This window comes from Pseudomonas sp. NPDC087615, assembly GCF_044743445.1.
GTDB lineage: Bacteria > Pseudomonadota > Gammaproteobacteria > Pseudomonadales > Pseudomonadaceae > Aquipseudomonas > Aquipseudomonas baetica_A.
Genome location: NZ_JBIUWM010000057.1, coordinates 25660 through 36450, shown reverse-complemented (window position 1 = coordinate 36450; position 10791 = coordinate 25660). Strand labels below are relative to the sequence as shown.

Annotated in this window: 2 protein-coding genes and 2 pseudogenes; 3 read left to right on the top strand and 1 reads right to left on the bottom strand. The window is 56.9% G+C overall.

Features of this window, described 5'->3' with window-relative positions:
• Positions 1-82: 82 nt before the first annotated feature.
• Positions 83-1128, bottom strand: a pseudogene (locus tag ACIOU6_RS22960) (AraC family transcriptional regulator ligand-binding domain-containing protein).
• A gap of 211 nt (positions 1129-1339) precedes the next feature.
• Here ACIOU6_RS22960 and ACIOU6_RS22955 point away from each other — a divergent pair.
• The 3 genes and pseudogenes from ACIOU6_RS22955 to ACIOU6_RS22945 all read left to right on the top strand — a co-directional run bounded on the left by ACIOU6_RS22955 (position 1340) and on the right by ACIOU6_RS22945 (position 10701).
• Positions 1340-2287 (top strand): annotated as a pseudogene (locus tag ACIOU6_RS22955) (transporter).
• 181 nt (positions 2288-2468) lie between these two features.
• Positions 2469-6410: an Ig-like domain-containing protein gene (locus tag ACIOU6_RS22950; protein ID WP_401138994.1), complete on the top strand. Its 3942-nt coding sequence runs from the start codon at positions 2469-2471 to the stop codon at positions 6408-6410.
• Between the two features lie 223 nt (positions 6411-6633).
• A complete protein-coding gene (locus ACIOU6_RS22945; RefSeq protein WP_401138993.1) occupies positions 6634-10701 on the top strand; it encodes a beta-propeller fold lactonase family protein in 4068 nt (1355 codons plus the stop codon).
• The last annotated feature ends 90 nt before the right edge of the window (positions 10702-10791 follow it).

Here is a 10791-nt window from a genome sequence, read left to right as displayed (position 1 = left end):
TGTCGTCGAATACTTTGCGTTTGTCGGTCATGGAGAGCTCCTCAATAGGTGTATTTTCCACCTATCGGGGTGTCCGGGGAAATTAGACCACTGCAGAAGGGCCGTTCTCAATACGCCACGCACTCGGGCTCATCCCTGTCCAGCGTTTGAACGCCCGGCGAAAGCTGCGCACATCGCTATAACCGGTCTCTTCGATGATGCGCTCGATAGACATATCCGGATTGGCCAGCAGGCTCAGGGTGCGCGCCTGCCGCACTTGCTCCTGTAAAGCTTCAAACGTCAGCGAATGCTCGGTCAAACGCCGGCGCAAGGTGCGGCTGCTCATGTTCAGGTCGCGGGCAATCTTCTCGATATGACTGCCACAAGCAAGATCCCGGGCTATCGCCCGCTCCACGGCCTGAATCAGATCGAGCTTCTGATGCACCTGCGCGGCTTCAAGCTCCAGCAAGGCCACCGCCTGACGCAACGCCAGCTCATGATGATTGGGCAGCTTGACGTCCAGCCATTGCACATCGATCAGCATACGGTTGTGCAGGCAACCAAAGCGCACGTCCGGCCCAAGCAGGCGGTGGTACTCGCTCAGGTAGCCTGGCGCGGCATGGACAAATTGCACGGCGATCGGCTTGAAATCCGCCCCGGCCAACGCCCGACCCTACACCAGGAGGCTGGCGAAAAACTCCTCGATCGCAAACACCTGCACATCGGCGAACGGCAAGCGACATTCGGCATCGAGATGCACTCTGTCACCAACCACATCGACGCTGGACACCACAATCCCACCGGAGGTGTGCTGATGGCGAATCCCTACGGCAAACGCATCACGCAAGGTTTTACACAGCGATAGCAAATGTCCGAGCAAACCGAGCGTGCCAAGCACGTTCTGCGCCCCGACCCACAGGCCGGACCCTGATTGGGCAGCACTTTGAGCGCACGCTGAGTCATTGCCACGGCCTGGCGATAGGAAATCCGTTGCGCCGGATCCTGCAGGTCTTCGAGGGTAAAACCCAGACCACGGTACAGGCTCTCGGACTCGACGCCGTTGATCTGCGCGACTTCAGCCAAGGTTTGCAGGAGGAACGGCGATACCAGCGCCAGTTCGAAGGTCGGGGCTTGGACTTTTACGTTCATGAGCGGCTGACATTCCGGATTACGCTTGATTGTTATTTTTGTTACCGGTTATGTCGAAGGAAGTTAGCACAGGGTTTATCGACTGTCCGCAGAAGCCCCCCCTACGTGTCCGTCAATACACTCCCCGTCAGGCTCCAAGCGCTTATTTCTAGAGTGCCGGGCGTCCTGCGTCCCGGCGTTTCGCCCAAACACAATAATAATGAGGACGGATATGTACCCGAACCGCGCGACATCCCCCTTGCGCCTGGCCCTGACATTGCTGGGCTGCACCGCGACCCTGCCGGCGCTCGCCACCGAAGCCGGCGTCGACAACATCGGCCCGGGCACCGATGGCTTCTTCATGCTGCCGCTGGAGGTCGACAGCCTTGCGCAGAACATGGTCGCGTTCAACCTCTACTACAACCATTACAAGTCGATCCGACTCAACATCAGTTCACTGGCCGGCAAAGTGTCGAATGTCGAAATCGAATCCACCGCGGTGATTCCGCGTCTCGATTATTTAAGCCCGGTGCGCGTGTTCGGCGGGCGCCTGGCCGGTTACATCGCACAGCCGTGGTTGAAGCAGGAAGTCTCGGTGTTCGGCTTAAGCGACACCCGTGAAGGCATGGGCGATACCACCATCGCACCGATCATTGTGTGGGACATGGGCAAACATCTGACCCTCGGCGCCGCCCTGAAAATCACTGTGCCCACCGGTGAATACAGCGTCGACCGACTGGCCAACACCAGCAACAATTTCTACACCTACAAACCCATGTTCTCCTTCACCTGGCTGCCGACCGACAGCACCGAAGTCTCGATGAAGACCACCTACAGCTTCAACGAGAAGAGCAAGGACACCGACTACAAATCCGGGCAGATCCTTCACTTCGATTATTCGGCCAGCTACAAGATCACCGACGACCTGATGCTCGGCATCAACGGCTACTACCTCAAGCAGACCACCGACGACAAACAGTTCGGCCGCACCGTGCAGTTCGCCGGGCAGGATGTGGATGACGGGGTGCGCGGCAAGGTGTTCGCGATTGGTCCGGCGCTGCACTTCACCTTTCTCAAGTACGCCAGTGCGGAGATTCGCTGAGCCAAGGAATTTGACGTGGAGAACCGGCCGGAGGGGGAAATGTTGTGGGCGAAGGTGAGTATTCCGTACGCCTTTTGACTCTGCCAGATTGCGCTCAGAAGCGAACAGTGCTCAGACGGGCGCCCAATAAACAGACTCACCCCGCGCATGACCGTCCGTCTGAAAACCGCTTACCCCTGTCAGATCTGACAGTAGTCAATGAACAATCAATGGGACTAAAAGGGAATCACCCGTTTTTCCCTTTCAGGCGGTGTTGCTCATGATTTCTTTCAGACTTTTTCGGCTTCCCCCACGCAGAGATTTATCCGTCACACCGTTGCAAATCTATCCGTTGTATATCGCTGACATGACTCAGCCGGTTGTGAATGGCGACGGCGGTATCAACCTGGCAACGTTCGAAAACTCCGAGGCTGGCATCTTCAGTGTTATCGACCCATACCCCGGTATGGGGGATGGTGATGAAATCGAGATTTTCTGGAACAACAACGTCATCCACGAACTGAAAATCAGGCCCGAAGATGTCAATGAAAGACTGTTCTTCTATCTCCCGACCACTGAAATCGCCCCCGGTTACTCCGAGTGTTATTGCCAGGTGACCCGTTCAGGCGAACCGCTGCCGGATAATCCCTCCGCCGTATTGACGCTGTTGGTCAAATTGAATTTGCCCGCAGGCGCGGATGAAGAGCAGCATCTTCCCTGGCACTCACACCTCGACATTGTCGGGTTGCCGCAGGATGTCATCGACAATGGTGTCAGCAAAGAATGGTCGAGCAAGGGCGTGCCCATAACCATCAAGCGCTATCGAGAGATGACGGTGCGCGATGTCATCTGGGTGCGCTGGGGCAGTGTTCTTCTGACCCCGCACGTAGTAACAGAAGCCGAGGCCGACGGCACGCAAGAAATTGTCATCACCGCGTCGCCCGGTGACATCCTGACCGCCGGCGATGGCAATTCGTTGCCGATCAGGTACGAAATCCATGATGAGGTCTGGAACTGGTGCGAGAAATGGTCGAAGGAGACTACGGTTCAGGTGGAGGCCGGTGCCGCTCGCCTGGATCCGGCCATTTTCGAAGATGCCGATGATCGCGAGCTCCATCTCGACCAACTGGACCATCAGGCGACCGATCTGCTGATCCGCCTCGAAATCGATAAAGAATTCACCACGGGCGACACGATAATAATCAATGTCGCCGGTGTCGGGGGCACCGGAACAGCGCCTCGCACGCTGACCGAAGAAGTCACCGTCGGCAAGCTGCCCTACATTCTCGAGTTCCCGATCCCTTTCGCATTTGTCAGTCTCTTCGCCACCGGGACGCTTGATGGCTCCTATGTACTGCACAAAAAAAGCGATGGCTCGAAGCTCTATTCCAAACGCACCTTCGTCAAAGTGATCGGCAACCCGGCGCTGTTGCCGGCGCCGATTATCGAAGAGGTTATCGGTGCCATTTTGCCCGCCGACAGCAAAACAGCGACCGTCAGACTTGCTTATCCGAGCCTTAAAGTCGGCGACTCGATCAACGTGATCTGGGAAGGCAAGAAACCAGATGGCAGCGCCTATGAGTATGAGGAAGCGTATGACGTCAGCAATAATGATGAGCAGGCAGGCTTTACGTACATCTATGTGATGAACGAGCACATTCTCCCGTTGAACAACGGCAGCCTCAAACTCTATTACCGGGTGTACAACGATGATCCTGCCGACTATGGACTCAGTGAGTCTGACTTTCTGCGGGTCGAGGTGCGCGCAGTTCCCGCCACTCTGCCGGCCCCCTATGTAGAAGAAGCAAAAGATGGCGTGATCGACCCGACGCTGGTGTATACCCAGGCTCATGTGCTGGTCAAACCGGTCAATTGGATGAAGGGCGACACGCTGACGTATCACTGGATTGGTATCTCCGCGTCCAGCTCAACAAAAGGCAGCAGCCCCATCACTGAGTTGTCGATCGACAAGACCGCGCGCTTTCGGGTGGATGTCAAATACGTCTCGGCCAATATCGGCTATACGGTCACTGTCCGTTACACCCTGCTGCATGCCGCGACGGGAAAGTACAGCTATTCGGCGCCCTTCGAGGTGATGGTTGGCATCCCCGTGGGGCTTTTGCCTGCGCCTACCGTTTTACAAGCACCCAACAGTTCGCTGAACCCGATGGATGCGCTCAACGGTGTCGATATCGAGTGCAGTTATCTCAGCATGGACGAAGCACTCGACACCCTCGCTCTGAAATGGCGGGGGACGCCCGGGGCCGGCACTTCGGAGGACCTGGAACAACCCGCTGAACCTTCCGGCATCGTCACCTTTCACCTGCCCTCCTCGTTTGTGGGTGCCAACATTCGGCGCTCGGTTGACGTCAACTATGACGTACAGCGCTATGACTTGTGGACGCCCTCCGAAGCGCTGCCGCTGAACATCCTCGACTTCCAGGATCCGGAAAACGATCTGCCCACTCCGCATGTACCTCAGGCAGACAAGGCGGTTCTGGACTTGATGGAGTTTGTCGGCGATGCGAGGGTGCTGGTGAACGTATGGCCATTTATTGCCAAGGGCCAGCGCACGTGGCTCTATGTCGAGGGCGAAACCAGCACCGGCAGCTACCGGATCGATGTACTGAGAGATCATCAAATCAGTGACCAGCAAGTGGCTGGAGGCCTCGACGAACCCTTGCTCAGAAGTGAAATCCTGAAATTGCGGCACAGTTCTCCCGCCGTGGTGAAATGCAAAGTGATTTTCGACAACAGCACGGAAGAGACCGCTGCAATCGAGTTCCCTGCCCTGCCGCTGACTATCCGCACACGTTACGACTACGTGACCCCGGCCATCACCAGAATCCTCAATCCGCAAGGCCAGGAAATTCCCGAAGCCGGGTTGACCTACGACAAGCGCGTGACGATCCATGGCACGGCGACGCGCGGTGAAAAGGTCGAGATCAGGGTCAATGGTGTTCCCAAAGGCACACCGCAAGCCACGGATCTGTGGGAGTGGGAATCTCCTGCAGACGGCCTCGTCGAAGGCCTGCAAACCATTACCGTGAAAGCCTTGTACGACGCCGATGTACCGGACGGCAATCCACGCACATTTACCATCGGTATTGCCACCAGCCCCAGTATCACGGCAGTCAATGACTCCAAAGGATCGGTCGCGCACAACGGCATAACTTACGACAGAGAAATCACCGTTGCCGTAATGGCAGATCCCGACCAGCGTGTGCAGCTTTATGACGAAAACGCTCCCATCGGCGACCCTGTCACTCTGGATGGTGAGGGCAACGGCTCGACAAAACTATCGACGCTGGCCCTGAAATCCTACGTCATCAAGGTACGAGCCCTTTATGGTGAACAACTGGAATCCCCCGCCCACAACTTTACGGTCACCCCCCACAAGGCCGTGACGCTGACATCGGTAAGGCACTCGGGAGGCGAGTTGAGTAATGGGGGACCTACTGTCGATACGTCGGTTGTTTTGACGGGCGGGGTCACGCCTTTGTATCAAGTGCAGATTTATGATTTGGGTGCAGCCACAGATATCATCGTGTCCGCCGATGCCAAAGGAATCTGGACGACCCCCTTTGCAATCGCCCTTGGTGAACATTCGGTGTACGCCAAAGCATTGAGTACCGAGCAGATCTCCACAACGCGAACATTTCGCAGAATCCGTCCAATGAGCTTCGACACAAGTCCGGTCACATTGGGTGGCAAGACCTATATTTGTGCGGGCTACCCTAACCTGTTCCCCACTCCGAATTCAGGTAACTCGATATTGCGATCAGCCACCGGGGGAACAGGAACCATCACTTACAGCTCCAGCAACTCAGCGGTGGCAGCAGTTGATTACAGAGGTTTTGTCACCGCCAGGGGGAGAGGCACAGCGACTATCACGGCCAAAGACACTGCCCAGCAATCCAAAAGCTTTACCGTATCAGTGACGAACGTCATTCTCTGTTTTGGCGGTGGGAATGGTGGCTGGGACATGGCCAACAGGAACGTCGCCGCAGTTGGGGCACGTATTCCCAGCATGGGGGAATTGAACGAAATACACGCCGCGTATGGCGCATCATGGCCCATGGGAAATCACCATTATTGGTCTACCGATAGGGGCAGCGATTGGTGGCCATTCAAAAGTAGAAGAACCAAGTATCTGGTTTGGGGCGGCTATGGCGACGCGAGAGAATTCGGGCATGCCTCGAATATTGTCGGGATTCGCTGACTCGCGAAGTGAAATACGCTATTAAAATCGCGATTGCCCTGCTTGATGTCAAACCGTGAAATCCGTTCTCTACGTCAGAGAATGGATTTCCGGTCACGAACTGAAAAGCAACGATACCGTTCGTCTGAATTCAACGTACACCTGTCAGACCTGACAGGTGCGCATTTCCCGGTTTTATCCCCTAATCACTCCATCGCCCCACCTTCGGCAGGAGTGCCCCGCGATGCTCGTCCAACCGCGCAAACCAATCTCCGTCCTGGCCCTGCTCGATCCGGAAATCCCCGGCGGCCGGCTGCTGGATGACGGCTCCAGGGGCGTCAACCTCGCCGCTGCACGACTCAACTACCCCGACAAGGGGTTGAAAGTCCAGATTCCCGCCTGGAACAACATGAGCAAGAGCGATAACTGCAAGGTGTACCTGGGCACCACCATGGTCGCGCAAAAGACCATCACCGAAGACATCGAGGTGGACAAGCACGTCACTCTGTTCATCGAGCCGCCGCGCTTGCCCAGCGGCGACTGGGAACTGTCTTACCAGATCACGCGTTTCGGGCAGAAGCCCGAGCCAGGACCGATGATCAAGCTCTTCGTCAAACTCGAACTGCCCGGTGGCCAGGATATTAATCCCGACTATGGCCACTCCGAACTGACCATGGCCTTCGATCCGCCGGATGTGGTGCGCGACGGTGTCGACAAGGCCACCGCCGAGGCAGGCGTGCTGATCTACGCAAAACCCAAGCCCGGCGATGGCTGGCTCTACCTGAACTGCGCCGTCGGTGACGTGCTCATCCTGGCCTGGGCCGGGAAAACCGTGGAGTCCGAGCCCGTCACCCAGGAACAGATCGACGATCCGGAGGGTAATCCCATCGTGGTGCTGGCCGACCAGGCCACCATCCTCTCAGCCGGAGACTCCGACGGCGTGTCGGTCAGCTACAAGATCCGCGACCGCGTGTACAACGAGTCCGAAGACTGGTGCGAGGCCGTGCGTATTGTCGTCGACACCCAGGGCTTGCGCCTGGGTGCGCCCATCCTCAAACACGCCGACGGTCTCATCGTCGATCTGGAGGTGCTGGGGGACGAACGGCCGCTGGTGGAAGTCTGGGCGGAGGACGTGAACATCTTCAAAAAGAACGACGAGATCTACCTCAGCGTCTTCGGTACCGACGACGAAGGTAAAGAGATCAGCGAAGTGGTGATCCAGCGTATTGAAAGCACGCCGCCGGTGCGGGTCTCGATCGCGCACAAGAACAGCACCCTGCGTGCCTTGGCCAAACGCACGGTGGTGTACTCCTATCATGTACGCCGCGGCGGCACCGTGGTCGACAATTCCATCTCCAAAGCCCGCGCCTACAGCATTATCGGTGAACCGACACGCTTGGCCGCGCCCATCGCGATCGACCAGATCAGTGGCGCGCTCGACCCCGACGCGCCCGAATACCGCATCTGCATTCCCTGCGATCCACTGATCACCCCGGAGAACGCGATCGAACTGAAATGGTTCGGCACCCGGCCCGACCTGACCACCTACGATCCGGAACTGGACTGGTATTTCCCCAGCGAAGACGAGGCCAATGACCCCAACGGTTTCATCATCACCGTCGCCGGCGAACACGGCAAAACCCTCGAGGGCGGCACGCTGGACCTGTCGTACAACCTGCTGAGCGACGACAACGGCACCATTACCCGCCGCGCTTCCCTGCACGCCTCGTTGCTCAACGTCGGCGAAGCGCAACGCGAACTGGTCAAACCTATCGTGCTGGGTGAAAAGGATGGCGTGCTCGAACCCAAAGACCTGCCCGGTGGCGCCAGCAAAATCACCGCGCCACGGCCGGTGGCTGTTCCGAGCGAGGCCAACGATATCGTCACTTATTTCTGGATCGTTGAAGGCAATGAGCCGGTTACCGACTTTAAAAAACTCAGCGCACTGTCCAAGGACAAGGACGTGGATTTCCCGCTGAACGCCGCGTTTGTGGCCCAGCACATCGAGCCTAATCGCGGGAAAAAAGTGAAGGTGCACTACGAGATTTTCCGGGCAGCGAGCAACACGACCAGCTATTCGAATGTGCTGGAGTTTACGGTGGGGCAACCGGTGGCGCTGGATCCGCCGACGATCGATTCGGTAACCGGTTCGGTCAGTGGCAAAGAGATCCCAAGCGGCAGCGGTACTACCGAGACCTCGTTCAAATTTCAAGGCGAGGCCAGTGCAGGACTGACGGTCGAGCTGCAGGACAACGCTGCGCCAGTGGAAACCATCACTGTCGATGCAAATGGCGAATGGGACCATACGCTGGGCGCACAATCCACAGGTGACCACCGCTACACAGTGAAGGGTAATTACGGCGCAATGCCGGAATCCGAGGCCTGGAACATCAAAATCGCCGAAAAGGAAATATTCGAGCCTCCAAAAATCAAGGAAGCGCCCGATAACATTCTTCAACCGATTGCCGCCAAGGACGCGCTGACAGCAGTGGTCCCGGCCTTCGCCAATATGATCGACACTCAGATCACCGTGACCTGGACCGGTACCGACGGCCCCGGCACCCGGTCCTTCGGACCGTTCGAAGTTACTACGCAAGGGGACCAGTTCCTTCCGCTGAACAACGCCGTAGTGCCCTTCAACCTGGGCAAACCAGTGACAGTGAGCTACATCGTAAGACGGGGTGACAATGAACCGGCACCCTCTCCTCCTTGTACTATCACGGTGTTGCCAATGCCTGAAAGTGCGCTGGAAAAATCCTGGATCACCGAGGCATCGAACGATGGAGAGGGACCGGAGTTGGACATTACTGCATTGGTCAACGGCGCTTCGATTTGCACCAACATCTGGCCCCTTGGCGCTGTTGGTCAACCCGTCGAGTTAACGCTGCAAGCCAATAAAGCCGATGGTGTTCCGCATGATTGCGCCCTACTCACAAGAGACAAAAATGCTGTACATCAGGCCTGGCTGGATAATGGTTATTACACGGTTACTGCGCCTTACAGCTATCTGAAAGATTTGCCGCACGGAAGCGAATTGAAGGTGGTGTTCAAAGCGTCGCTGGATACCGTTAATGTGATCACCTTCCCATTGCGCGTCTATACGGTCAGTAAAAAACAGTACGGCGTGCCTGGCTTCAACAACGCGCCCTATACCATTGCGCCGCACGGTCAGCTCAAGGATGTTGAACTGCATCTTCGTAACAGCAGTAACACGCCCATCCCCGGGGGGCACCTGAGTCTGACGCTCCCGGCCAATTTTACGTACTCCGATGGCGACAGCGGCCAGCGTGACTTCATTACCGACGATGCCGGCAGGGTCACCGTCAGCGGCGTCAAAGGCACACAGCTCCCCGGCTCCTACACTCTGAGCGCCACCAGTGGTATTCAGGTCGACACCGCAAACGTAGCCGTTACGGGGCTGGGGCCGGTGGGTAAAATTCCGGTCGGGATCGGTCCGGACGGTATAGCTGTCAGTCCAGACGGTACCCGCGCTTATGTCAGTAACTCTGCCAGCCACACGATCTCGGTAATTGATACGGCAACGAATAAGGTTCTGAAGGCCATCCCGGTAGGGAACGGCCCGAGATGGGTTGGCGTCAGCCCGGATGGTACCCGCGCTTATGTCTGCTGCTATGATCGCGGAACGGTCTCGGTGATTGACACGGCGTCGAATCGGGTCATGACGAACATTTCATGTGAGACCTACACGAGAGGGATTGCCTTTAACCCGGACGGCACCCGCGCTTATGTCAGCAATTTTGGTAGCCACACAATCTCAGTGATTGATACGGCAACGGATCGAGTCCTGACGAATATTCCGACCGGGAAAAGTCCTTACGGAGTCGCCGTCAGCCCGGACGGTAATCGAGTTTACGCGAGCAACTGGGCTAGCAACACGGTCTCGGTGATTGACACAACGACGGATCGAGTCCTTACGAGCATCCCTATCGGAAGCAAGCCGACCGGGATCGTAGTCAACCCTGACGGTACCCGCGTTTATGCCAGCAACTGGGCCACCCACACGGTCTCAGTGATTGACACGGCGACGGATCAAGTCTTAACGAATATCCAGGTCGGGAACAATCCGTACTGGATCGCTGCCTGTCCGGAAAGTAGCCGCATTTTTGTCTCCAATTATGGTAGTCACACGGTTTCGATAATTGACACGACGACAAATAAAGTCCTGAAGAACATCCCTGGCGGAAGCAATCCGTACGGGATCGCCGTCAGCACGGACGGTACCCGTGCTTATGTCGGCAACTCCAACGCATCAGTCTTGGTGATTGGGGGGCTAATCAGCGACAACTATTAGCCGGTTTCGAGTCAAGGCAGACGTCCACTTGCACTGCAGTTCTGGACGCACAACACCCGATTTTTATGCCGGCTGCGCGTGGGAGACCTT